This window comes from Halocella sp. SP3-1 (assembly GCF_003953885.1).
Lineage (GTDB): Bacteria > Bacillota > Halanaerobiia > Halanaerobiales > DTU029 > Iocasia > Iocasia fonsfrigidae.
The window spans coordinates 229,633-254,877 of the sequence record NZ_CP032760.1; the positions used below are offsets into that span (position 1 = coordinate 229,633).

Consider the following 25,245-nt stretch of genomic DNA (forward strand, 5'->3'; position numbering starts at 1 on the left):
TTTCATTTTACATCCTCCTTGATTTTTTATTATACTCTGAACAATAACCAACATTATGAAAATACTAATTAATCACCTCCTCAAAATTTTTTTTAATTCGAACGGTCTTTCATATGATTAATTAAAACCGCTCCAACAATAATTGCACCTTTTATTACTTGTTGGTAATAAGAAGATACACCTAAAAGGTCCAATCCATTGTTAATCACACCAATAATTAAAACACCTAATAATGTCCCTACTAATGAGCCCTGCCCTCCTTTTAAACTAGTACCACCAATAACCACAGCACCAATGGCATTTAATTCATAGGAATTACCTGCCTGAGGTAATCCAGCAGTAGTTCGAGCAGTAAGTATCAAACCACCTAAAGAAGATAATAGTCCACTAATTACATAGACTGAAAATATAATCCATTTAGTATTGATACCAGATATTTTAGCACTATTAATATTACCACCAACAGCATATATATATCTCCCAAATCTTGTTTTATATAATATAATCCAGGCAATCGCAAAAACTAGTGCAAATATAATTACAGGTACAGGAATACCAAAGATAGTACCTTGCCCAATAAATATAAAAGATTTACTTAAATTTGGTATAGGCATACCATCACTATAAATATATGTAAATCCTCTAGCTACACTCAACATACCTAAGGTAACAACAAAGGGAGGAATCTTCCACTTGGAAATAAACACTCCATTTACAGCACCTAGAGCTGCACCTACTAATAAACCAAGGAAAATAGAAACAAATGCAGGTGAAGATCCCCCACCAAATGAAGCACTAGCAAAACTTGCTGCAATAATTCCTCCAAAAGATAATAAAGACCCGACAGATAAATCTATACCACCAGTTAATATGACATAAGTCATACCTATTGATAGTAACCCATTAATTGAAACCTGTCGTAAAACATTTATTAAGTTTCTTGTAGTTAAAAAATAGGGACTTGTAAAAGATAAAATTACTCCTAAAAGAACTAATCCAACAATAATACCATTATCTAATAAAAAATTAGTAAATTTATTTTTTTCTGTCGTCATATCTTTTATCATTTTTATACACCTCATAATCTAAATTTTATTTTTATGATGCAATTGACATTAACTTTTCTTCATTTGCCTCTTCACGGTTGAGTTCCCCGGCAATTTCTCCATCTTTAAAAACAATAATCCTGTCACTCATACCCATTATTTCCGGTAATTCTGATGATACCATAATTACTGCACCGCCATTGTTAGCAAACTCAGACATAAATTCATAAATTTCTCTTTTTGAACCCACATCAATACCTCTAGTAGGTTCATCCATCAACAATATTCTTGGGTTTGTTAGTAACCATCTTCCTAATACTACCTTTTGTTGGTTACCTCCACTTAAATTATTAACAATTTGATCTACAGAAGGTGTTTTCACTCTAAATTTGTCAACCATTTCTTTTACTCCGATATCTTCTTGCTTTTTATCTATGAATAATTTACCAGATAATTCTTTTAACGAACTAACAGATATATTTTCCTTTACTGAACTAGTCAAAACCAACCCAGTTTCTTTTCTATCCTCCGTAATAAATGCTAATCCATTTTTCATAGCGGATAATGGTTTTTTTATTTTTGAAATTTTATCATTAATAAATATTTTACCACTATCTGCAGGTTCTACTCCAAAAAGACCATTTAGAAACTCACTTCTTCCAGAACCCGTTAAACCAAAAATACCTAGAATCTCCCCTTGGTTTAATTTCAAACTTATGTTTTTGTATTTCCCCTCTTTTGTTAAATTTTCTACTGTCAATAAGTTGTTATTTAAAGGTACATTCTCCTTAACATATTGACCTTCCAATTGTCTACTTATCATTAATCTTACTAATTCATCTAAGTCTATCTCGTTAATTTTTTTTGTGGCTATATAATGTCCATCTCTAAGGACAGTCACCTCATCGGAGATTGTAAATATTTCTTTCATTCTATGAGATACATATATAATTCCTTTTTTTTCTTTTTTTAATATTTCAATAATTTCAAAAAACGTTTCTACTTCTTCATTACCTAATGCAGATGTAGGTTCGTCCATAATTATAACATCAGAATCATAAGAAAATGCTTTAGCTATTTCTACTAACTGCACCTCAGCCAAACTTAATTTTTTCATTTTAATTGTAGGATTTATGTCAACCTTTAATTTAGAGAGTATTTTACGTGCCATATTATTTAATTTTTCATAATTAATAAATTTATTAGTATTAATTGGTTCTCTCCCTAAAAATATGTTTTCTGCGACAGTCATATCTGGTACTGGATTTAATTCTTGTTCAATTATAGAAATACCTAACTCTAATGCTTGTTTAGGGTGAAAAAAATTTACTGACTCACCTTTGTAATATATTTTTCCCTCATCACGTTGGTAAATACCCATCAAAATCTTCATCAGAGTGGATTTGCCAGCTCCATTTTCCCCACATAATGCATGCACTGTTCCTTCTTTAAGCTCAAAATTTACTTTATTCAAAGCTTTTACTCCAGGAAAACTTTTTGAAACACCTTCTACTTTAAACAAAATATCTTTACTCATTTCGTTACCCCCCTGTAGGACAAAAATAATAATCAAATTATTAAACTAGTTATATTAATTATTTTCTTATATTATAAAAACAATCAAAATATAGAAAAAATTCCTTATAATTAGGATTAGGATAGTCTTTGTCCAAAACCTAAAAATAAGGAGCAATTACTTGTGGACAAAGATATCACAAAAAATACGTTTTATCAATACCTCAAGCCAATCAATTTTAAAAATCTGGCTAAAATAATATTATCACTAGATAAATATGTTAACTGAAAAGCTCATTATGATTTTAGTATTTGGTCAGTTATTTTCTAAAATCAGCTTAACTGAGTTAAGTACTGAAGTTAAAAATAATAAAGACTTAAAAAAAATCCTTAAGCTTGAATCAGTACTTCTCAGTTATCCAGGAAATTAAGAGATATACCAGATGAAGTATTACAAGCTATATTTAAAGACTTAAGAATAAAGATATTAGCTAAAAAAGGAGTCAAGTTTGCTAGAAAGACTTTCAAATATTTAAATATTAAGGTTATTAGAAATACCAGATGACAATGAACCTGGAAATTTATTAGAATCATCACAAATGCCCTTAACCTTAGTACTCAAGAACTCTGATTTTAACCGCAATGGTTACTTATTTACTTCTATATATTTTGAAAAAAGAAGTAAAGACTTATCCTTTTTCATTCGCATTTAACACCTACCCTAACAATTTTCTACTCCTTTATCCTGAAATTTTCATTTTCATATTCTTTTATCTTTTTTACCTTTGGTAAAGAACGTCCACCATTAAATTCAAGACTAAGCCACTCCTTTAATATTTTTTTGGCCAGGATTGGACCAGTAATTCTAGCACCCAATGTAATAATATTTGTATTATTACTTAGTCTTGCTCTTTCTGCAGCGTAAACATCATAACAGGCTGCCGCATAAATTCCAGGAAATTTATTGGCTGTTATAGCCATACCAATACCAGTACCACAAATTAGTATCCCTTCTTTTTTATAATTACTTTCAATTACTTTATCAGTTACCCTTCTAGCAATTTCTGGATAATAAGTTTGATCACTTTTTGAAAACACACCCACATCTTCATATTCAATACCTAAGTCTTCAAGAAAATTTGTTATTTCTCTTTTTAAAAAAATAGCAGCATTATCCGCCCCAATGACATACTTTTTGTTTTTTACTACAGTCAATTTTCTCACCTCTAGTTTAGTAGTAACATAAGTTCCTTATTAGAAATTTAATTCTTGTTTATTTGTATTTATTATTATAAATTATTATTTGCCCTTTGTCAAGCAAAGATTTATTATCATTTCTATTTAATTTATTTTTTATTTTTATAGTTATTTTGTTCTATTTTTGCTGTTAATAAATTCAAGCAAGATAAAAACTACAATAAGGATGCTATTTTGCTGATATAATAAGGTTTATTCCGCTTTTTTAATTGTTTCTTTATTTTTTATATGTTATTACATTTTGGACTCCATGAAACTGTTAACTATTTTAAATAAAAATTATCTTTATTTTTTAGCAAAATATGCTATTAAAAAAAGCAGGCTGCTTTACAGTAAACAACCTACTTAAATACATATCATTATTTAGTTTTACTATTATAAAAATCCCTGATTTAATAAAAAAAATTACATTAAATTATTCTGCCACGACTACTTGTACCTCTAATTTTTCTATAGAACGAATAATATTTGAAGGTGTTTTATTATCAGTTATAATTAAATCTATTTCTTCTATAGTTGCAAATTGTGCAGTAGAAACATTGCCTATTTTAGTATGGTCAAGCAGGGCTACAACTTTTTTAGCCTTCTGCATCATCTTTTTTTTAAGTTGAATCTCATAATAATTAAAATCAGTCAAACCATCTTCAATCGTAAATCCATGTGCAGATGTAAACATAATATCAGCATTAACTTTATCAAGAATAGATTCTCCAAGTAGTCCTTCTAAGGCACCTGATTTTGGCCTGACAATTCCACCAACAACAATAATATTAGCATTAGATATTTCCTTAACTTCGAGTGCTGTATATAAACCATTAGTAATAATAGTAAGTCTTTCTTTATTTTTTAGATGCGGTATCATAAAAAGAATAGTAGAGCTAGCGTCAAGTATGATTGATTTACCTTCTTCGATTAGTTTTGAGGACTCTTTGCCAAGGAGCTTTTTTTCAAAAACATTTTTTTGGCTTCTATGATGAAAATTCTTATATGACTGCGAATCAGACGAATCCGGCAAAACAGCCCCGCCATGAATCCGTTTTAAAAAACCCTCTTTTTCTAAATCATTTAAATCATTACGGATAGTTGCCCCGGAAACATTTAATCTTTCTTCTAAATTTTGGGTAGTAACCTGTTTTTCTTTTTTTAATATTTCAAGTATTTTATTACGCCTGGTAAGTGATAAAATATTTATCCCCTCCTTCTATTTGGAATTTGTTAATGATTGTTTTTATATATTTTTATAATTACTGCATTTGATGTTTTATTATTATAACACATTTTCATTTTAATATCAATTTACTTAATTCAAGCCCATTAAAAAATATATTATCTTAAATTAATTATAAATGAACCAACTGCCCACTGTCTATTACTCCTGAATACTTAGCATTCATAGAAAAAATTAAGTTTATTTGACATTATAATAAAAATAATATATTATAATAATAAACAAAAAATAATGAAAGCATATAATACATTTTAATAAAAAACATCAGGAGGGATCAGTATTTTGAAAACCAATTGTCTAGTTGCCCAATCGGGAGGACCAACTGCAGTAATTAACGCCAGTGTTTACGGAGTTATTGAAAAAGCAAGCAAAAACAAAACAATAAATAAAGTTTTAGGTAGTAATTATGGTCTAGAAGGAATATTAAATAAAAATTTATTTGATTTTTCTAAAGAAAATCCGGCAGAAATTAAACGGCTAAAATATACGCCTGCTGCTGCACTGGGCTCATGCCGTTATAAGCTAAAAAGTCATCTAAAAAACCCAGAAACATATGAAAAGATATTTAGTGTTTTTAAAGAATTTAATATTCAGTATTTCTTTTATATTGGTGGTAATGATTCAATGGACACCGTCAAAAAACTTAGTGACTATGCTTTAGAAACCGGCTTTGAAATACAGATAATTGGAGTACCTAAAACAATAGATAATGATTTAGTTGGTACTGATCATTCACCTGGTTATGGTACTGCAGCGAAATATATTGCCACCAGTGTTATGGAAGTTGCCCGTGATGGTTCTGTGTATAATAATGAAAATATCCATATTATAGAAGTTATGGGTAGGCACGCTGGGTGGTTAGCTGCTGCCAGTGCTTTAGCAAACAAAGATGTTATCAATGCCCCTGATCTAATATATTTACCTGAAGTAACATTTAACCTTAATAGCTTTATAGAAGACCTGACAAAGGTTTATAAAAAAAAGAAAAAAGTAAATATTGTTGTATCTGAAGGTATTAAAGATGTTAACGGTAACTTCGTTTATGCAAATGAATCGGCAGGCCATGATGTCTTTAAACATAAACAAATGGGTGGCGTCGGAGACTTTCTTGCATCTTATCTAAAAAAAGAAATTTGTGAACGGGTTAAGGTTATTGAATTAAATGTTTTACAACGAGCCTCAATGCACTGTGTTTCAAAGGTTGATCTTGATGAAGCCTATTTTTGCGGTCGGGATGCTGTTAAATTTGCCCTAGCTGGTGAAACTGGGAAAATGGTGGCTATAGAAAGAATAAATAACCATCCATATCAAAGTAAAATCAAACTAGTCCCAGTAAATCATGTTGCTAATCATGAAAAAAAGGTCCCCATTTGCTGGATTAACAAAAGAGGTAATTATATTAAACAAAAAGCTATAGACTATATCTTCCCATTAATACAGGGCAAAGTAGATATCCCAAGGGAAAATGGTCTCCCCAGATTTGCTAAACTAAAGTATATCTTATAAAAACATGCAATTTGCAAAATATAAGTCAAGATATAACAACAAACAGAAAATTAAGTGATTTTCAGCAAACTTAAAACAAAGTCTTTATTAAAGACCTTGTTTTAAGTTTGCTTTAACTATTCTTAAGATAATCTTCAATCTCTTTCTCAGTTTTAAATTCTAATACCCTGGCTGCTTTTTCTTCCGCATTATGCTGCTTCAACCGTCTGACATCTTTTTTTATCTCCAGGATAGAACCTGGATTCATACTCAATACCCTGATCCCCATACCTAAAAAAACAGGTGTAAGCAAAGGATCTGCAGCTGCTTCTCCACAAATCTCTACCCCAATACCATTTTTTTTAGCCGCTCTGGCTACCTGGTTAATCAACTTTAGGACAGCAGGGTGATATGGTGAATATAAATTGGCAATTTTACTATTATTCCTATCTACAGCCAGAGTATATTGTACAAGGTCATTTGTCCCAATACTAAAGAAATCAACTTCTGCAGCAAAAAGCTCAGCCAGAACAGCTGTTGCCGGAACCTCAATCATAATTCCAGTCTCAACATTTGGATTATAGGCAATCCCTGCTGATTCCAGTTCCCTTTTTACACCTGCAAAAAGATCCTTTGTCTTTCTAAGCTGTTCCAGTGACGATATCATCGGAAAAATAATTTTTAGATTTCCACAGGTGGATGCCCTGAGTAAAGCCCTTAGTTGGGTCCTAAAGATATCCTGCCTATCAAGCAAAATTCGAATACCACGCCAACCCAGAAATGGGTTAATCTCATCAGGAGAATCAAAATAAGGTAGATCTTTATCTCCCCCAATATCAAGGGCTCTTACCACAACAGGTTTAGGTGCCATTGCTGTTAATACCTTCCTATAGACATTATACTGCCTTTCTTCGTTCTTTAAATCATCATTGTTCATATATAAAAACTCTGTACGAAAGAGACCAATACCATCACCATTAACTTCCAGGGCCTTCTCTAATTCCTGTTCAGAAGCTATATTAGCAGCAAGCTGAACCTCGAACCCATCAATAGTAACAGCAGCCTTGTCTTTAAGAACCAGCAGGTCATCCTGCCTTTTCTTATAATTAGCCAGTCTTTCCCGGTATTTATTTAGTAATTCAACAGAAGGATTAAGGTAAATCTTACCCACTATACCATCCAGGATAATCGTATCCCCCTGGGATACTTCTTCAAGTATCCCCTCTATATTAACTACTGCAGGTATTGTCAGACTCTTAGCCATTATCGCTGTATGAGAGGTCTCCCCACCATGGCTTAAGACAAAACCACCTAATTTGTCTTTATCCAGTAAAGCGGTTTCTGAAGGGGTAAGGTCATCAGCAAGTATAATAGAAGCAGCTGGCAGGTCATGTAGAGAAGTGTTTTCTCCATTTAAAGCAGACAGCAGGTGATTCCCAACATCCTGAATATCTTTAATCCTTTCCCTAAAAAAATTATTTTCCAGGCGATTAAACTTTTCAATAACTACATCAATAGCCTGATTAACAGCAGCCTCACTATTCATCTTATGATTTATAATTAATCCCTTAATCTCCTGATCAAGAACCGGGTCATTGAGCATATGAACATGGGCATCAAATATTTTTGTCTCAGCTGCCTCTAGTTCCTGAGCAGCCCTATCCCGTATCTTTTTAAGACGTTTATTAGCCCTTTCTTTTGCCTGACAGTATCTCTGTAATTCAGCTTCAATATTATCACTAGCAATAGTAGCAGCATTAACAATTTTTTTCTCCCGGGAATACTTATATACTTTACCTATTCCTATTCCCTTTGATACAGGTATTCCTTGATAAACTTTACAACTCATAAATCTACTCCCCATCCTCCAAATCATTTATAAATTCTGTCAAGGTTTTAATGGCAAATTCCTCATCCTCACCCTCTGCTTTTACAACTACTTCCCTCCCATAGTCCATACCCAACGACATAACAGCCAGTATACTTTTGGCATCAGCCTCTTTACCCTCATAAACCAGAGAAATTTCCGAATAAAAACTATTAGCCTTCTGTACTAGTGTACTGGCAGAACGGGCATGAATCCCGGTTTTATTCCTTATTTCAACTACCTGCTGCTGCAAATGTTTCATCTCCTTATATGTGGGTAGAATAAGTAATATTATTATTCCACAGTATAATCATCTTGATCGATATCAACTGCATCCCTATCTTTACTGTGCTTTTTATCTCCTTCATAATTTCCCAGTAGAGTCTTTAAAATGGGCCACATTAGAACAAAAACAGCCAGGTCATCTAAATACCCAACAAAAGGCAGATAGATCTCACTAAATAAATCAATAGGAGAAAGAAAGTATATAAAGGGAAGTAAGAACAAAAATTTCTTACTAAAACCTACTTTACTATCACTAAGATAGCGGATAATTTTTATAAAACCAAAAAGACTTTTCCCCATACAAACCCCCATTCTATCCTGTACAAGATAAAAATCAATCATAAGAAAATAATCTGTTTTTTATATATACATTCTATTATAACCCAAAATGGGAAAAAAACAAAATTTTTTAATATTACTATACTTTTTCCCTTTATTTTTTATTAATATTAAATTATAATATATATATATATACTACAAGGGAGTTGATAGAAATGAGTAAAATTAAAGAAATTAACACTGAAAAAAGCCCAGCGGCTATTGGACCATATTCCCAGGCCATTAATATTGACAGGCTAATCTTTACCAGTGGCCAAATACCTTTTACAGCTGAGGGTGAACTGGTCAGTGATAATGTACAGGATCAAGCCAGACAATCACTAAACAATATTAAAAACATTCTGGAAAAAGCTGGTTCAAGTATGGAAAAGGTAATTAAGTGTACTGTCTTTATTAGTGATATGAACGAATTTGGCCAGGTTAATGAGGTATATCAAGAGTTCTTTAGCAAACCGTTTCCCGCCAGAAGTACAGTTGAAGTCGCCCGCTTACCTAAAGATGTTAAGGTAGAAATAGAGGCCATAGCACTTACTTAATAAGAAAATTAACAAGCCCTACAGATTTGATCTGCAGGGCTTGTCCCCATCAAACATCCTATTCTAACCCTTTTTTATTATTTTAAACTTGTTTTAAAGTTTAAAAACTAACAAAAATATAAAAATTGTTGTTATTTATATAGAGGCCCAAAATTCTTACAGGCCCTGTAATCTGCCCCTTCTAAATCACTGCTGCCAAATGCCTTCCAGGCATCAGGCCTAAATATCCTGTCTTCTGAAACATTATGCATGGAAACTGGAATTCGCAAGAGAGAGGCCAGCGTTATTAAGAGCTCACCAATATGTCCATAACTTATTACCCCGTGATTTGAACCCCAGTTATCCATTACAGAATATACATCTCTAAAAGCCGTTTCTCCTGTTAAAACAGGTGCAAACCAGGTTGTCGGCCAGCTTGGATCTGTTCTCTTATCCAGGATATCATGTACATCTTCTGGTAGTTCTACAGTATAGCCCTCAGCAATCTGTAAGACTGGTCCCAGTCCCTTGATAATATTAATCCTGGACATAGTTACTGGCATCTCCCCTTTAGTAACAAATTGTGAGGAGAATCCTCCGCCTCTGAAATATCCTAGACTGGCAGGCCGCCAGGTAGTGGCCTCCAGGCATTTGTCAACTTCTTCATCTGTAATATCCCAGTATGGTTTCATAACTGGTTTTCCATTATCACTCTGTTGACCTGTTCCATCAAGGGCAGCTGATCCTGAATTTATTAAATGGATTATACCCTTACTAGCCCGTCCACTTAATTTCTGTCCAGTAACACGCTCTACAGCAGCTGGACTCCAGTATGTCCTTACATCAGCAAAGACCTGGGCTGTTCCTGTTAATAAATGTCCAAATAGCATGGTAATACCATTTAAAGTGTCATTCTCAGTGGCTACGTTAAATGACTCCCTGATACCATTCCAGTCAAATGAGGAATTTAAAATTGCTTCCATAAAGTCTCCATTGGGGAAATGATCAGTCCACTGTCTCTGTCCCTGAAATCCACTGGCTATTGCATTATGTCCCAGGGCTTCTTCTTCAAAATTAAGCTCTGCTAATTTGCCATTACCTATCATCAGGTCCCTTACTATCAGGGTCATTTTGACTACAAATTCCCAGTCACGATCTTTTTCCTTACGAGAACGCTGTGTTTCTGGAGGATTATTATCCTGACCCTCCTGACAATTTTCTTTAACCCAGTTAATTGCCTTCTGGTACTCGTCATGATCATATATCTCTTCTTCTATCCTGCGGTAGATCTCTGACATATCAACATATTCATTCCTCATACCTAAGTAATCCTGAAAAAATGACTCATCCACAATACAGCCAGCTATCCCCATAGAAACAGAACCAATTGATAGGTATGATTTATTTTTCATGGTTGCCACAGCAATACCAGCCCTGGCAAAATTCAATAATTTTTCTTTTACCTCTTCTGGAATAGTATTGTCATCCATATCCTGAACATTCTCACCATATATTCCGAAAGCAGGTAATCCTTTCTGGTTATGGGCCGCCAATACAGCTGCCAGATATACTGCTCCTGGCCTTTCAGTACCATTAAAACCCCAGATAGCCTTTGGTCTCCCCGGGACTGTATCCATGGTTTCGGTACCATAACACCAGCACGGAGTCACAGAAATACTGACACCTACATTTTCTCTCTCAAATAATTCCTCAGCTTTAGCTGCTTCAGCAACACCACCAATACAGGAATCAGCGATAACACACTCAACAGATAAGCCGTTAGCATGTCTTAGATTATTTTCAATCAGCCCAGCAACAGATTTGGCCATATTGAGTGTCTTCTCTTCTAAAGAATCCCTGATACCCCTTCTACCATCTATAATGGGTCTAATCCCAATTTTGGGCATGTTTCCTATTAGTCTTTTCTTACCTTGATTAACCATCATTAATCACTCCTTTAATACACTCCCCATTCTATCATTAAAGACCATTGCTCACCTAATAAACTCTACTTTCCCACCAAGTTTCCCTATATCGGCTGCCTGATTAGCACCTTTAACCCCGGGAAACTCATTAAACGATTCTCCAATAATAGTTTCACCCTTTTCTGGATTACGTACTGTCTTAACTACTAGAGCCATATTCATACTACCAGCTACAAGTATATTCTCTATTTTAGATTGCTCCCTTAAAACAAAACCTTTAATTTTTAAGATTTAAAACTGAGTCCCCCATTGCAATTTTAGCCTCCAATTTTATTTCTTTTTTTCCTTTTTTTGAACCCAAAAGTTTATTTAATAATATTTCTGCTGAATTTTTACCAATTTCATGAATCATCTGTTCCAAATATGTCATTTTAGGACAGATTAATTCATTCATAGATATATTACCAAAACTTACAAGAGAAAAATCCTTTGGTATTTCCAAATTGTCTTTATTAGCCTGTATTAGAATACCCTTAGTTATCAAACTACTGCCAGATATTATAGCTGTAGGCCTTTTTTTTAGATTTAATAGTTCTTTCAAACTTTTCTTTCCAAAATCAACCGTAAAATGCCCAAATTTTAAGTAATCATTATTAATCTCTAGTTTAAATTCATAGCAAGCCTTTGTATATCCTACATATCGATCATAATTAGTAATAATATCTCTAGGCCCAGTTGTAAGTGCTATTGACCTATGGTTTTGTTCCAACAAATACTTAACCATTTGATAAGTTGCAGTCACTTTATCTACATATACTGAGTCAAATTTATTCTTTACTGGTCTTCTATCAATAAAAACAATTGGCATACCTGCTGCCTGTAGTTCATTTAAATAATCTTCATTCTCACCTGTAGAAGAAATTACTAAAGCATCAATTCGTTTTTCATATAATAATTTTATATATTCTAGTTCTTTTTGAGGACTATCATCTGTACTACCTAAAATAAGAGTATAACCTTCTTGATGAACTATATTCTCAATCTCCTTTATTATTCTCATAAAGAAAGGATTAGATATATCAGAAATTATAATACCAATTGTATTTGTTGTATTACTTTTCAGACCCTGGGCTATCCGGTTGGGTTTATAATCTAGTTTTTCAATAACTTTCAAAACTTTTTTGCGTAAAGCAGGATTCACATTATCTGCTTTATTTATTACTCTAGAAACGGTTGCAATAGATACTCCCGCTTCCTTTGCAACATCCTTTATAGTATAAACCTCCATAAACCATACACTCTCCAAACTCTTTATATGAAATATTAATATAATTATAATGATTTCTAGAAATATAATCAAGTTTTCACATCAATATTGAAAATAACTATTCCTATTAAAATTCAAAGACTTTAACTATATAATTATGTGCTTAATTATATAACTAAGAACTAAAAAAAATAAGCCCTTTCACAATTTATTTATACTACAGTTTACTTTAATTTAATTTCCCTGTACATTTGATTATGAAAGAGACTTATATAAAAATTATTTCTACAAGTCAGTTTACAAATTATATATGATATATATTGTATTATTATTTTACTTCACTTAATGGTTCTTTTCCTTCTATAACATTCACAACATTCTGCATAGAATATTGGGCTATTCTTTCAGTTGCTTCATAAGTAGCAGCACCAATATGTGGCAAGGCAATAACACGCTCATGTTTAACTAAAGCTGAACCCACCGGAGGTTCATTGATAAATGCATCTAAAGCAGCTCCTGCAATTTCTTTATCCTCAATAGCTTTTAATAATGCCTCTTCATTAACTACTCCACCTCGAGCTGTATTGATTAAAAAAGCATTTTTCTTCATTGCCTTAAGTTCATTCTCAGATATAAGGTCTCTGGTAGCTTTATTTATTGGAATATGTAGAGATATAAAGTCTGATTCTTTAATTATTTTATCTAATTCAACATATTCTAAATTATATTTTTCAGCAAATTCTTCATCTTTAAAAAGATCATAAACCATTACATCCATATTTAAACCCTGAATAATTTTCACTAAACATTTACCTATATTCCCCAAACCAATAATACCCAACTTCTTTCCAGTTACTTCTGTCCCCATAGAAGATATCCATAAATCATCTTTCATTTTATTATCTAAAAAAGTAATATCTCTTGATAAACAAAAAATAATACCCAGCACTAATTCAGCAACAGAATTACTATTTAAACCAGGACAATTAGTCACTCTAACATTTTTTTCTGCAGCTGACTTTTTATCAATATTATCAGTACCAACCCCAAACTTACAAACTACTTTTAAATTATTAGCAGAATTTAATACCTTCTCAGTTACCTTTTCTAATCCAACAATATAACCATCAACATCTTTAATTTTTTCAATAATTTTTTCCTCACTTAAAGCTGCATTTTCATAAACAACAATTACTTCATAACCTTTTTTTTCTAATGGTTTTACAAGTTTTTTATCTATAGTTTCTTTTTCTTTTTTTGTCAATGTAATTAATATTTTTTTAGACATTTAAAAATCAACTCCCTTATCTTATACACTAATATCCAAGTAATCTTGGTACAAACAATACAACCTCAGGCATAAAAGTAATAATTAACAATGCAATAATTTCCATAATCATAAAGGGTAATATAGAACGTGTTATCTGACCCATTGATATATCTGCAATAGGACAAGCAACGAACAAGCAAACACCTAATGGAGGTGTAGCAAGTCCAATATTTAAGTTAACCAGCATAATCAAAGCAAAGTGTAGGGGATCAATACCTAGTTGAATTGCAATAGGCATTAAGATAGGACCAAGTAAAATGGCATTTGCTCCTGTTTCCATAATCATACCCATAAATAATAAAAACGCATTAACTAGTAACAAGAAAGTAACTTTAGTAAGATCTAAAGATAATAAGAAACTTGCTAAAAACTGTGGTATTCTTTCAATAGACAAAGCCCAACCAAAAACATTAGCAGCTCCAATAATCATGATTATAACAGAGGTAGTAATACCGCTTTTGATTAAAGATTTTTGTAAATCTTCCAGGCTCAAAGACTTAAATACTAAAAATCCAATAACCAAAGCATAAGCAACAGCAATTGCAGCAGCCTCTGTTGGTGTAAAGAGACCACTAAAAATACCTCCTACAATTATTATAGGCATAATCAAAGAATATATTGCTTTCTTAGTTACAACCCAAAATTCTTTACTACTCACCTTTCCTTCACGATACGGATGATCCTTTTTCTTACTAATAATATAAGCCATCACCATTAAAGCAAGTCCTATTACTATTCCAGGTATAATACCCGCAGCAAAAAGACTACCTACTGACAAACCCATAATCGAACCAAACACAACCATAATGATACTAGGGGGTATAATAGGCCCAATAACCGAAGAAGCAGCTGTAACTGCCGCACTATACTCGGGTTCAAATCCTTGCTCTTCCATAGCAGGAATTAATATTGAACCAAGTGCTGATGTATCTGCAACTCCTGCACCAGTTAAACCTGCAAAAAGTATACTTGCTAGTATATTAACTTGAGCTAATCCTCCCCTTACCCTTCCAATAATCAAATTTGCAAACTCAACTAAACTTTTTGTAATACCAGTTCTATTCATCAATTCTCCTGCTAAAATAAAAAAAGGGATAGCCAATAGAACAAAAGAATCAATTGAGCTGAAAAATCTTTGCGCAATAACTTCAATCGGCATTACACCCCAAGCAAGTAAGAATACTAAAGAACTAGTAGCCAACGAAAATGCTATTGGTACACCTAAAATCATAGTAATTATAAAAGGTATAAAAAGCCACCAAGCCATTTTACATCCCTCCATTTCTATCAAAAATAAATCTATCTAAATTATCAATAACTAAATATATTAAGTTAATAATCATTAAAATTCCACCTACAGGTATAGCTACTTTGGGCCAAAACATTTTTAATTCTAATGCAGTTGACGTAATCCTATTTGCTTTTATAGCTGACTCCCATCCAACATTTATAAAGTAGAACAAAAAAAATATCATGATAATTGCATTAAATATTACAATCAGATTCCTATATCTTTTGGGAAATAGTGTAATAAAAAAATCCACACCAGCGTGAGCACCCCTTTTCAAGGCAGCACTAGCTGATAAGACTCCAATCCAAATTAATAAATATCTTGAAAGTTCTTCAGTCCATGAAAAAGAAACCCCTAAAAATCTAGTTATAATCTGTAATAATACAATAATTAACATTATAAACACCAATATAGCAGTAAAGTTAATCGTTATTACATCAATAAAATTAGTAATTTTCTTAATTGGTTTATATATAAAAAAATGTTTTTTATTATCTTTTCCTTTTGTCAAAACAAAGCTCCCCCTTTTTTAAGTGTAATATTTCCGGAGTAAAAAATTTTACTCCGGAAATAATTTTATTACTTTATTTGATTTCCTAATAACCTAAAGCTTCTTCTGCATTAGAAACAGCTTCTAACATACCAGCTACTGTTTCTTCACCAATTTTACCTTGTAAATATTCTACTACTGGTGGTTGAGCAATTTCTGCAAAGGCTGTTTTTTCTTCCATAGTTGGCACATATATATTCATACCTTCATCTTTTAATTTCTCGAGCCCTGGGCCACTAGAATGAATTGTTTCAATTCCTCTATTAACAACCTCAGCTTGTCTTGCTGCTTGTATCATAACTGTCTGAATCTCTTCAGGCAAACTATTATAGAAATCGTCATTAATAACAAAACCATCTTCACTCCAGAGATGTCCATCCAAAGTTAAATAATTCTGAACTTCATTTAAGTTGTTTACAGCTATTACAGAAACAGGATTTTCTTGACCATCAACTACACCTGTCTGTAAAGAAGTATATAATTCACTAAAAGCCATTGGAACAGGATTAGCATCAAAAGCCTTCATCATTCTAACAAATACCGGCGATTGCATAACACGCATTTTTTGACCTTTTAAATCTGCTGGTGATTTAATAAATTTATCACTATGACTAAAGTGCCTTACACCATTCTGCCCCATTGCTAACAGTCTTAAACCAGTTTTTTCTCTCATATCTTCTTTCAAATTTGTCCAGTATTCACTATTATCAAAAACATACCAAGCTATCTCTGGGGATTTGAATAAATAAGGAATATTAATCACTTCAAATTCTGGATAAAATCCAGCTAAAACTCCCGTTTCAACACATCCTTGTATGCTGCCATTCATTACCATTTCAACTGAAGCCTTATTATCACCTAACTGAGCATTAGGATATAATTCAACCTTAACAGCACCATCTGTTCCCGATTCAACAAGATTTTTAAAGATAAAAGCTAAACCATGTTCTTGTTCCCATTGCACAACTTCTGTGTTTAATGTCTCAGGAGCATTATAAGATATTCTCATCACCACAGGATTATCCGGAGTTGGATTAACTGCCATACTAACCATAGAAACTGCCAATAGTAAACAAAGTGTTATCACACTAATTATTGATATTTTTCTCATTATTCTTCCTCCTTAATAGTTTTTTTAAGCAAAAATATTTTTTTGAATGTTTATCTTTATATCCCCCCCTATACTAGAATTATATTTCTTTTAACTAAAGTTAGTTTTAGTGTATAAACAAACTAACTCTTCTGCCTCATTCATTTTAACACAAAGATGCTTTAGTGGAAATGTTTGTAATTTAACAATCTTTTCAATATCTTTTTTTTATAACTTAAATATTAGTTTTCTTTCTTCTTTTATATTTGTTCAAGTATTTTTTGCATATCATTTCTTAGGGCTTTAATTTCCTCTTCACTTATATCTAATAATGGTTTACGTGTATATGTTTTCTTTAATCCTCTAATTTCAACACCAGTTTTTAAATAAGCTAAGTTAGCTCCTTCTTTCAGGGTAATAGTTGCCTCAGTACATAATTTTTGAATTCGTCTAGCTTCTTCATAATTTTCATTCATGGTTAAATCATATAATTTTACAAACAATTCAGGAAACACATTAGAAATACCTGACACTGCACCTTTTGCTCCACATACCATAGCTGGAAGTATTAAAGGATCACAACCTTGTAATACATCAAAATTATCATCAGTCTTATTTATAAAATTATTTAAACGAATCATATCTGACATACTATTTTTTATGCCAACAATGTTTATAATTTTAGACAATTCAATTACTGTATCTGGAAGTAACTCACTACCAGAACGACCAGGCAAATTATAAAGATATAAAGGATAATCCTCTCCAACATTTTTAGCAATTGCATAATAATATTCTTTTATTTCCTGTTGATTCACACAATGATATATAGGAGTAATAGCCCCAATACCAGATACTCCCACCTCTTTAGCATGTACAGCTAATTCACAAGCATTACTTGTTGGTATTGAACCAATCATTGCAAAGATAGGCGCCCTACCATCTGCATACTCAACTGCCAATTCAGCAACTTCTTTTCTTTCTTCCTTGTCTAGCAAAAATGCTTCCCCTGTTGTACCAAGAATATAAAGTCCATGCACTCCTTTTTCAACAAGAAAGTTAATATGATCCTTTAAAGCTTCTTTGTCTAATTTCCCTTCTTTAGTAAATGGAGTCAATAGTGCTGTATTAATACCCTTCATGCGTTTCATTTCTAAATACACCTCTTTTTATAGTTTTGTTTTATAGAATTATTTAATAATTCACTTTTTTGTAAACGTTTTATATGGATTCAAACTATATTAAAATTACATTTTCATTTCATTATTTAAAGTTATCTTAAATATAAAACAATTTATTGTTATTTAGTTAGAATATTTAAACTTGTAATCGTTTTACCAACAAAAAATTAAAAAATACACAATTATATTACGTGTAATTATATTGAATTATTAATCCTTTTCAAAAACATAACACAAACCCAATAATGTAAACGTTTTATCATAAAGGCTAATAATAAATCAAGATAATCTTAACTATGCATTACTCATTAAAATATATTTTTTTCGAAATACATACTAAAATTTAATATCCCTTAAGAACAATTCCTATATTAATAATATCATGTATTAATTATTTTTTCAATAACTATTATATGTCTATAACTACAACAAACGCAAATTAAAGTAATAATCCTTGCTTTTTCTCTAAGTTTCATATGTTCTTTATTATTAATTGTTGTTCTTTAATAAAGAACATATGAAACGAGTCAACATCCTTTCCAACCTAATTTTTTAGAAATAATAAAAGTAATCTCTTTCATAATATCAGCATATTCTTTAATCTTTTCATCAGAAAATCTTGGGGATGGACCCGTTAAACTCATAGAAGCAAAAGCATCCCCCTTTTCGTTGAAAATTGGAACACCTACACACCTCACTCCCGGCTCGTGTTCAATATCATCTATAGCATAACCCCTTTTTCTTATATTACCAAGTTCTTTTTTTAACTCATCAGAATCAATTATAGTATTTGCTGTAAATAGAGGAAGGCCCTTTTCTTCAATAATTTTATCTATCTCTTCTTCTTTTAGAAAAGCCATAATCGCCTTCCCTACTCCTGTACAATGCATATATACCCTCCTTTCATTAAGAGATACTGCACTAAATTTATTACCTGGTTGAGCCGATTCAATATATACAACCATACCATCATCTAATACTGTTAAATGAACAGTTTCTCCAATTTTATCAACAAGTTCTTTCATAAATGGAATTGCAACCTCTCTTAATTGAAAACCTTCTCTTACAATATTACCAAGTTCAAATAAACGTATTCCTAATTTATATTTATTTGTAATTTCATTCTTTTCTACCCAATGATTTTGTGCAAATGTATTTAAAAGATTATAAATACTACTTTTAGATACACCGAATTCTTTACTGAGATCGGTAACACCCATCTCGCCATTTCTAGCTAAACAGTCAATAATTCTTATTCCTTTTTGTAAAGATTTGACTATTCCACTTACCATTACTAAGTTCAACCCCCTTAATAAAAATATTAAAACTTCCTTTTTAAACATTATTATGTTTTAGTAACTTACTTACTCGTTTTAAATCATCCTGAGTATCTACACCCACTAGTTTACAATCTGTTTCTAATACTTTTATTTTAAACCCATTTTCGATCACTCTAAGTTGTTCTAATGATTCTGCAATTTCTAATTCTGTCGGTTCCATCTTAACATAATCCAAGAGAAATTCCCGTTTATACCCATATATACCAATATGTTTAAAATAATCTTGTGCTTTATTTTCCCGTAAATAAGGAAGTGGATATCTTGAAAAATAAATTGCATTAGAATTTTTATCTGTTATAACCTTAACACAATTTGGATTCATAATATCTCCCTCGTTTTCAATCTTTTGTTTTAATGTAGCCATTACACATTCCTCATCACTAAATGCTTCAATAACTTGATTAATCACTTTACTATTTATTAAAGGTTCATCTCCCTGAACATTTATTATAATGTCAACATCAATTGCTGAAGCTACCTCTGCTATACGACTACTACCGTTGATATGATCTTTCCGAGTCATCATAACCTTTCCACCAAAAGATTTAACAATATCATATATTTTTTTATCATCACAGGCAACAACAACATCATATAAATCAGCTTTACTGACACGTTCATAAACATGCTGAATCATTGGTTTTCCATTAATATTAGTTAATACCTTGTTTGGTAATCGTGTTGACTTTAACCTTGCTGGAATTACAGCAACTATTTTCATCTTATCACCTCTCAAAATATCTTAAATCCTTTTAGGATAATAATTAGTTACTAATCTAACGTCAATTAAATCAAATATATTTGATATGCTGAAGTGTTAAAAATGAACTATAACAGCAGCTAATATTACTAAGTGGAAACAATTATTTCTTTATTGAATTTTAATTTTTATAATAATTTTCTCTACAGCAACTCGAGTCTCTTCAGGATTCAATCCTGACATATGAGCATCTTCTGGAAAAAAAATAGCAAAATCATTATTTTTAAGGTGTACAAATGATTTTACTTCACCTTTTAAAATTTTCAAATCGTTTTTATTGTTATAAACAATTTCATTAAGTATATTTATTGGAGAATAAGCTATTTTTTCTTCACCATTTAGAATAAACTGAATATCTATAAACTTTTCATGAGCTTCCCAAAAAGTCTCACCTAAGTATAAAGTATCATATGTTTCTTTTATAATTAATATATTATCATTTACATTATATTTCCCATATGGTAGATCTTCTAAATTTTCTTTAATTAGATACTCAAACCCAATTTTAAAATTATTATTTAATATATATTTCTTGTAATTTAAAATATTAGATGCAATCATAAAACACCTCCTTTTAAATATTAAAGACAATTACAATATTACAAATCTTTTAAACATATATTGATTCACCAAAACTCAAATTGAATTTGTTAGCAATACCAAAAATTTTATAATATATATCACTAAAACCTTGTTATATTAAAAATTTGACTTAAAAACTTGTCCCCCTCTTTTTGAAGTTACTTGGTGGAATATTTACCTTTTTCAATCAGAAAAAGAAAAGTCGGTGACCAACTTTGAAACCAAATGATTAATGTCTTACTGGTTTATATTCAGGTTCAATATTATATTATTTACTATATCATAATTTTACTTGTTAGCAAAGACTTTATGTTCAAAAACAGAAATTCTTAAACAGAATTTAAAAACAAAAATAACTAAAAATAGTTTCCTTATTAATTTTTAACCTTTACTAACTATCAAAAATTATTAAAACTGGTAGAGAACTCCTTCCACCATTATAATGACTGGCTTTATAGAGATATTCGTTTTGAAATTTTTATATCAACAAATCATATTTCCTCACTACCAGGGCTAACTCCCGATAATATAAGCTGTTTTTGTATGAGCTGCAATCGGCTGGTCAATAATTCAATTATGAAAAAAGCCTAATCTTTAAAAACTGTTAATTAAATAAAGTAGTCCTGCCTTTAAAGGCAGGACTACTTTATTTTTCTTTACCCTATATTTTAAACTTATCCACTGTTTCACTAAGCCTTGCTGATCCATCTGCTAGCTGTTGGGTAAGTGATATAATCTCCTCAGTAGAAGCTATCTGTTCTTCACTGGAAGCAGCAACCTCTTCAGCAGTCTGGGCAAATTCTTCACTAACAACAGATATGTCATTAATTGCCTGATCAACACTCTGGCTATTATGATTCATAACACCAGTCTTCTCTTTAACCCTATCAAGAGACTCTTTTAAATTAACAGCCATCTGATTGATATCAGCAAATATTTTACCTGTCTCCTGAATGGACAGTACACTATCATCAACATTAGCTGTACCCTCAGACATTTGATCTACAGCATCTTTAATTCCAGTCTGTATTTCATTAATTAGGGCAGCTATTTTATCAGTAGCACCTGCTGATTCCTCAGCTAATTCCCTTATCTCATCTGCTACTACACTGAATCCACGTCCTGCTTCCCCAGCACGGGCAGCCTCTATTGCTGCATTTAAAGCCAGCATATTTGTTTGTTCAGAGATATTACTAATTAATCCAACTATTTGTCCGATCTCCTGGGAATACTCTCCAAGTGTATTAATCTCCTTACCTATTCTACTGTTATCATCTTTAACTGCCTTTACTTTGTTAACAGATTCCTTAATTGATTTATTCCCCACAGATATCTTTTGACTTACTTCCTCTGCTTCATTAGCAAGTTCAATAGAACTGGTCCTAATTCCGTCTATTTCACTGCTTAGTAATTTTACATTATTAGCTGTTTCATCAACCTGGGCACTCTGCTCTTCGGCACCTGAAGCAACATTTTGTATACTCACTCCAACCTGTTCAGCTGTATTACCAATCTGTTCTACAGAATGCTGTACCTCATTACTTGACTGGACTACATTAGAGGAAACATCTTTGACCTGTTTTATTATATCTCTAAAATTTACTGTCATTTCCCTTACCTGTCTGGCCAAAATCCCTATCTCATCTTTACGATTCATAGTATTTCCTGTTATTTCTTTTCTTAAATCTCCTTTAGCCAGACTACTTATTACTTCCAACAGTGCTAGAATTGGGGAGGTTATGTAATTCGCAATAAAATTGCTAACTAATAGCCCGATTAAGATTGCTATCAGGCTGATCAAAAAACTACCCTTTTTTACAATCTGTAGACCATTTAAAACCTCCTGGCTTTTTACCCCCATTGCTATCGACCAGTCAGTTAAGTCTATTGGTGTATAGACCAGCCACCTCTCTTCCCCCTGCTGCTGATAAAAGTCTACTCCTGACTTACCATGCATTTTGGCTGTAATGCCCTTAAGACCATCTCCTGCATTATCAATCAAAGAACTATTACCTATGTATTTTTCCTCAGGATGGGCAATTGTATTATTATCATCATTAATAATCCAACCAAAGCCTTTCCCGTTTATATTCATCTCTTGCACTAAAGTCTGTAGAAACTTAAGTTCTATCGTTGCCCCTACAATACCAATAACCTGATCATCAGTAAAGCGTTTTATAATCGGGCTAGCAATAACTATAATCTGTTTGCCTGTTGCCTTACTTATTACCGGGTCAGAAATCACTGTCACATTATTACTAATTGCTCTCTTAAAATAGGGTCGATCCTTAATATTCCCATTCTCACCAGCAGTAACCTGATACTCTCCTGTTAAATCTGCTACCAGAATAGATTCTATATAGTCCTCGTGGCTTAGTATCCTCTCAAATATAGGCTGCTGTTGCCCCCAGTCCATAAACTTTATTGCATCAGTATCAGCTAAATTCATAATCTGAGCCCTGATAGCCTGTAACTGTAAAGAAATTGCCTCTGCATTACTATTAACAAGCTGTCTGGCAGAATTAACTGCCATCTCCCTTATTACCCCTTTAGACTGGTTATATGCAAACCATGAACTGGTAGCAATAAGTACAATAACCAGTAGACTAATTATAAGCATTAATCTTGATTTAATAGTCTTCAACATAAAAATCCCTCCAAACTATTGAAAAAAGCTGGACCCAGCTGGACCCAGCATAATATATATCCCTAATTTAAATAATCACTAATTGCCTGACAAATCAGGAGTGCTGCTGTAGCACCAGGGTCTTGATTCCCCCTTGATTTTTCACCATAATAATGTGCCCTGCCAAATTGTGAAACCATCTCCTTGGTCTTTTCTACCCCTTCGGCAGCAGCCTCTGCAGCTGCACGATATGCTTCTGGGAGTTCTTTTCCCTCTTTAACAGCCACATCAAGGGCTTCAGCTGCCGGGACAAGGGAATCAAGGATAGTCTTATCCCCCACCTTGGCCTTACCCCTTTTTTTAATTCCTTCTATTGCTGCATAGGCCATCTCAACAAGGTCATCTGCTTCCAAAATTTCTTTGCCTTTAGAGGCTTTGGCAGCACTCATAATTGCAGATGCTAGTAGTATTCCCATAGTTCCTGCCGCATTTGACATAGACATACTTATCTTCAATAGGCCTTGACCTATATCGTCTCCATCATAGGATTCTATCGCCTCTACAGCAGAATCAAAGCCCTTACACATGGTAAGTCCGAGGTCACCATCACCCATAACAGAATCAAGTTCTATTAAATACTCCCTCTTTTTATGCATTGTATCTCTAATAGCCTTAACAATACCTTTTATCTCATCAATCTTCAATTTCATCTCCCATCACCCCCTTATCTTATATTAGCCTGTGAAAAAAATGGAGTATCTGCCGGGGCATCAAGCAAGCCCTTTAGTTCCTCATCTAGTTTCAGCAAGGTAATAGACATTCCGGCCATCTCCATAGAGGTAGCATATTCACCAATTAAATTACGGTATATTTTAATTCCTTTATCATTCAAAATTTCGGCTACTTTCCTATAAACAATATATAATTCTTCCTGAGGTGTTGCCCCTAGGCCATTAAGCAGTACAGCAACCTCATCACCTTCAGTATAGGGTCCATCTTCAAAAATAGCTGCAAGTATTGTTTCAGCTATTTCGTCTGCACTCTTCAATGGCCCCCTGTGGATACCTGGTTCACCATGTATACCCATACCTATCTCCATTTCATCATCAGCAATCTCAAAGGTTGGTTTGCCTACCTGTGGAATAGTACATGGTGAAAGGGCAACCCCCATTGTTCTGATATTGGACAAGGCCTTCCTGGTTACAGCAGCAACATCTTCAAGCTCTGCCCCTTCAGCCGCCTTGGCTCCAGCAATCTTATAGGCAAAAACCAGTCCAGCTACACCCCGTCGTTTCTCTTCTTCTCCCTTAGGGGAAGAGGCAACATCATCTGTTACCAGTACTGTTTCAACCTTGATATCATCCATTTCTGCCATCTCTGAAGCCATATCAAAGTTCATACAGTCTCCACCATAGTTCCCATAGAGATAAAGAACACCTTTCCCACTATCTATTTCTTTAGTAACATTATACATCTGCTGAGCACTGGGGGAGGCAAACACATCACCTATTACTACCCCATCAAGCATGCCTTTTCCCACATAACCCAGGAAGATAGGTAGATGGCCAGAACCCCCACCAGTAGCAATAGCGACCTTATCCTTTACCGGGGCATCTTTTCTGACCAGCTCACGCAGGTCGTCTCCAACTGTTCTTAATTCCTCTGGATGGGCCTTAAGAAGGCCTTCTATCATCTCATCAACAAAATTATCTGGATCATTAATAATCTTTTTCACATTATCCCTCCTGAGATTTAATGATTTTCAT

23 protein-coding genes and 1 pseudogene are annotated in these 25,245 nt (G+C 32.7%); 2 read left to right on the forward strand and 22 right to left on the reverse strand.

Going from position 1 to position 25,245, the window contains the following annotated elements:
* Positions 1–92: 92 nt before the first annotated feature.
* The 5 genes and pseudogenes from D7D81_RS01055 to D7D81_RS19975 form a co-directional block, all read right to left on the reverse strand.
* Positions 93–1,067: an ABC transporter permease gene (locus D7D81_RS01055; protein WP_125986479.1), complete on the reverse strand. Its 975-nt coding sequence runs from the start codon at positions 1,065–1,067 to the stop codon at positions 93–95.
* A 31-nt stretch (positions 1,068–1,098) separates the two neighbouring features.
* The gene (locus tag D7D81_RS01060; protein ID WP_125986481.1) at positions 1,099–2,583 is read right to left on the reverse strand and encodes a sugar ABC transporter ATP-binding protein; all 1,485 of its coding nucleotides are present in this window, start codon (positions 2,581–2,583) and stop codon (positions 1,099–1,101) included.
* 710 nt (positions 2,584–3,293) lie between these two features.
* Positions 3,294–3,785 (reverse strand): ribose 5-phosphate isomerase B, encoded by a 492-nt coding sequence (gene rpiB, locus D7D81_RS01065; protein ID WP_286170042.1) that lies wholly within the window; start codon positions 3,783–3,785, stop codon positions 3,294–3,296.
* A 448-nt stretch (positions 3,786–4,233) separates the two neighbouring features.
* Positions 4,234–4,833: a DeoR/GlpR family DNA-binding transcription regulator gene (locus tag D7D81_RS01070; protein WP_230867889.1), complete on the reverse strand. Its 600-nt coding sequence runs from the start codon at positions 4,831–4,833 to the stop codon at positions 4,234–4,236.
* Positions 4,834–4,881: 48 nt separating this feature from the next.
* Positions 4,882–5,010, reverse strand: a pseudogene (locus D7D81_RS19975) (DeoR family transcriptional regulator); the annotation flags it as partial.
* A gap of 309 nt (positions 5,011–5,319) precedes the next feature.
* On the opposite strand from D7D81_RS19975, the gene D7D81_RS01075 reads away from it, so the two are divergent.
* Positions 5,320–6,552 carry a 6-phosphofructokinase gene (locus D7D81_RS01075; RefSeq protein ID WP_125986485.1) on the forward strand — a complete coding sequence of 411 codons (1,233 nt, stop codon included), beginning with the start codon at positions 5,320–5,322 and terminating at the stop codon, positions 6,550–6,552.
* A 112-nt stretch (positions 6,553–6,664) separates the two neighbouring features.
* Here the strand turns inward: D7D81_RS01075 and ptsP are convergent, their stop codons facing one another.
* Genes ptsP through D7D81_RS01090 form a run of 3 tightly spaced genes read right to left on the reverse strand, consistent with a single transcriptional unit; the run spans position 6,665 to position 8,983 of the window.
* The gene (ptsP, locus tag D7D81_RS01080; protein WP_164522066.1) at positions 6,665–8,380 is read right to left on the reverse strand and encodes a phosphoenolpyruvate--protein phosphotransferase; all 1,716 of its coding nucleotides are present in this window, start codon (positions 8,378–8,380) and stop codon (positions 6,665–6,667) included.
* 4 nt (positions 8,381–8,384) lie between these two features.
* Positions 8,385–8,660 (reverse strand): HPr family phosphocarrier protein, encoded by a 276-nt coding sequence (locus D7D81_RS01085; RefSeq protein ID WP_205739300.1) that lies wholly within the window; start codon positions 8,658–8,660, stop codon positions 8,385–8,387.
* 32 nt (positions 8,661–8,692) lie between these two features.
* Positions 8,693–8,983 carry a YkvA family protein gene (locus tag D7D81_RS01090; RefSeq protein ID WP_125986490.1) on the reverse strand — a complete coding sequence of 97 codons (291 nt, stop codon included), beginning with the start codon at positions 8,981–8,983 and terminating at the stop codon, positions 8,693–8,695.
* Between the two features lie 194 nt (positions 8,984–9,177).
* Here D7D81_RS01090 and D7D81_RS01095 point away from each other — a divergent pair, with 194 nt between their 5' ends.
* Positions 9,178–9,558 carry a RidA family protein gene (locus D7D81_RS01095; RefSeq protein WP_205739301.1) on the forward strand — a complete coding sequence of 127 codons (381 nt, stop codon included), beginning with the start codon at positions 9,178–9,180 and terminating at the stop codon, positions 9,556–9,558.
* A gap of 131 nt (positions 9,559–9,689) precedes the next feature.
* Here the strand turns inward: D7D81_RS01095 and D7D81_RS01100 are convergent, their stop codons facing one another.
* The 14 genes from D7D81_RS01100 to dhaK all read right to left on the reverse strand — a co-directional run bounded on the left by D7D81_RS01100 (position 9,690) and on the right by dhaK (position 25,214).
* Positions 9,690–11,480 (reverse strand): L-fucose isomerase, encoded by a 1,791-nt coding sequence (locus D7D81_RS01100; RefSeq protein ID WP_502700019.1) that lies wholly within the window; start codon positions 11,478–11,480, stop codon positions 9,690–9,692.
* Positions 11,481–11,531: 51 nt separating this feature from the next.
* The gene (locus D7D81_RS01105; protein ID WP_164522067.1) at positions 11,532–11,684 is read right to left on the reverse strand and encodes a hypothetical protein; all 153 of its coding nucleotides are present in this window, start codon (positions 11,682–11,684) and stop codon (positions 11,532–11,534) included.
* A 55-nt stretch (positions 11,685–11,739) separates the two neighbouring features.
* Positions 11,740–12,768 (reverse strand): LacI family DNA-binding transcriptional regulator, encoded by a 1,029-nt coding sequence (locus D7D81_RS01110; protein WP_164522068.1) that lies wholly within the window; start codon positions 12,766–12,768, stop codon positions 11,740–11,742.
* A 289-nt stretch (positions 12,769–13,057) separates the two neighbouring features.
* Positions 13,058–14,017, reverse strand: coding sequence for a phosphoglycerate dehydrogenase (locus D7D81_RS01115; protein WP_125986499.1), 960 nt, complete (start codon positions 14,015–14,017; stop codon positions 13,058–13,060).
* Between the two features lie 28 nt (positions 14,018–14,045).
* A complete protein-coding gene (locus D7D81_RS01120) occupies positions 14,046–15,326 on the reverse strand; it encodes a TRAP transporter large permease (RefSeq protein WP_125986501.1) in 1,281 nt (426 codons plus the stop codon).
* A 1-nt stretch (position 15,327) separates the two neighbouring features.
* On the reverse strand, positions 15,328–15,861 hold the full coding sequence (locus tag D7D81_RS01125) for a TRAP transporter small permease (RefSeq protein ID WP_125986503.1): 534 nt from the start codon (positions 15,859–15,861) through the stop codon (positions 15,328–15,330).
* Positions 15,862–15,946: 85 nt separating this feature from the next.
* Positions 15,947–17,011 carry a DctP family TRAP transporter solute-binding subunit gene (locus D7D81_RS01130; RefSeq protein ID WP_125986505.1) on the reverse strand — a complete coding sequence of 355 codons (1,065 nt, stop codon included), beginning with the start codon at positions 17,009–17,011 and terminating at the stop codon, positions 15,947–15,949.
* A gap of 239 nt (positions 17,012–17,250) precedes the next feature.
* Positions 17,251–18,141, reverse strand: coding sequence for a 4-hydroxy-tetrahydrodipicolinate synthase (dapA, locus tag D7D81_RS01135; protein ID WP_125986507.1), 891 nt, complete (start codon positions 18,139–18,141; stop codon positions 17,251–17,253).
* 557 nt (positions 18,142–18,698) lie between these two features.
* Positions 18,699–19,475, reverse strand: coding sequence for an IclR family transcriptional regulator (locus D7D81_RS01140; protein WP_164522069.1), 777 nt, complete (start codon positions 19,473–19,475; stop codon positions 18,699–18,701).
* 31 nt (positions 19,476–19,506) lie between these two features.
* A complete protein-coding gene (gene kdsB, locus D7D81_RS01145; protein WP_125991827.1) occupies positions 19,507–20,232 on the reverse strand; it encodes a 3-deoxy-manno-octulosonate cytidylyltransferase in 726 nt (241 codons plus the stop codon).
* Positions 20,233–20,382: 150 nt separating this feature from the next.
* Complete coding sequence (locus D7D81_RS01150) at positions 20,383–20,832, reverse strand: NanQ anomerase/TabA/YiaL family protein (protein ID WP_125986511.1); 450 nt, start codon at positions 20,830–20,832, stop codon at positions 20,383–20,385.
* Positions 20,833–21,514: 682 nt separating this feature from the next.
* Positions 21,515–23,500 carry a methyl-accepting chemotaxis protein gene (locus D7D81_RS01155; protein ID WP_125986513.1) on the reverse strand — a complete coding sequence of 662 codons (1,986 nt, stop codon included), beginning with the start codon at positions 23,498–23,500 and terminating at the stop codon, positions 21,515–21,517.
* Positions 23,501–23,562: 62 nt separating this feature from the next.
* The gene (gene dhaL / locus D7D81_RS01160) at positions 23,563–24,189 is read right to left on the reverse strand and encodes a dihydroxyacetone kinase subunit DhaL (protein ID WP_125986515.1); all 627 of its coding nucleotides are present in this window, start codon (positions 24,187–24,189) and stop codon (positions 23,563–23,565) included.
* A 14-nt stretch (positions 24,190–24,203) separates the two neighbouring features.
* Positions 24,204–25,214, reverse strand: a complete 1,011-nt coding sequence (gene dhaK, locus D7D81_RS01165; protein WP_125986516.1) for a dihydroxyacetone kinase subunit DhaK — start codon at positions 25,212–25,214, stop codon at positions 24,204–24,206.
* Positions 25,215–25,245: the final 31 nt, after the last annotated feature.

Coding starts and splice junctions, on each gene's coding strand:
- D7D81_RS01055 (WP_125986479.1), bottom strand. CDS start 1,067: ATGATAAAAGATATGACGACAGAAAAAAATAAATTTACTAATTTTTTA.
- D7D81_RS01060 (WP_125986481.1), bottom strand. CDS start 2,583: ATGAGTAAAGATATTTTGTTTAAAGTAGAAGGTGTTTCAAAAAGTTTT.
- ptsP (WP_164522066.1), bottom strand. CDS start 8,380: ATGAGTTGTAAAGTTTATCAAGGAATACCTGTATCAAAGGGAATAGGA.
- D7D81_RS01085 (WP_205739300.1), bottom strand. CDS start 8,660: ATGAAACATTTGCAGCAGCAGGTAGTTGAAATAAGGAATAAAACCGGG.
- D7D81_RS01090 (WP_125986490.1), bottom strand. CDS start 8,983: ATGGGGAAAAGTCTTTTTGGTTTTATAAAAATTATCCGCTATCTTAGT.
- D7D81_RS01095 (WP_205739301.1), top strand. CDS start 9,178: ATGAGTAAAATTAAAGAAATTAACACTGAAAAAAGCCCAGCGGCTATT.
- D7D81_RS01100 (WP_502700019.1), bottom strand. CDS start 11,480: ATGGTTAATCAAGGTAAGAAAAGACTAATAGGAAACATGCCCAAAATT.
- D7D81_RS01105 (WP_164522067.1), bottom strand. CDS start 11,684: ATGAATATGGCTCTAGTAGTTAAGACAGTACGTAATCCAGAAAAGGGT.
- D7D81_RS01115 (WP_125986499.1), bottom strand. CDS start 14,017: ATGTCTAAAAAAATATTAATTACATTGACAAAAAAAGAAAAAGAAACT.
- D7D81_RS01120 (WP_125986501.1), bottom strand. CDS start 15,326: ATGGCTTGGTGGCTTTTTATACCTTTTATAATTACTATGATTTTAGGT.
- D7D81_RS01130 (WP_125986505.1), bottom strand. CDS start 17,011: ATGAGAAAAATATCAATAATTAGTGTGATAACACTTTGTTTACTATTG.
- dapA (WP_125986507.1), bottom strand. CDS start 18,141: ATGAAACGCATGAAGGGTATTAATACAGCACTATTGACTCCATTTACT.
- kdsB (WP_125991827.1), bottom strand. CDS start 20,232: ATGAAAATAGTTGCTGTAATTCCAGCAAGGTTAAAGTCAACACGATTA.
- D7D81_RS01150 (WP_125986511.1), bottom strand. CDS start 20,832: ATGATTGCATCTAATATTTTAAATTACAAGAAATATATATTAAATAAT.
- D7D81_RS01155 (WP_125986513.1), bottom strand. CDS start 23,500: ATGTTGAAGACTATTAAATCAAGATTAATGCTTATAATTAGTCTACTG.
- dhaL (WP_125986515.1), bottom strand. CDS start 24,189: ATGAAATTGAAGATTGATGAGATAAAAGGTATTGTTAAGGCTATTAGA.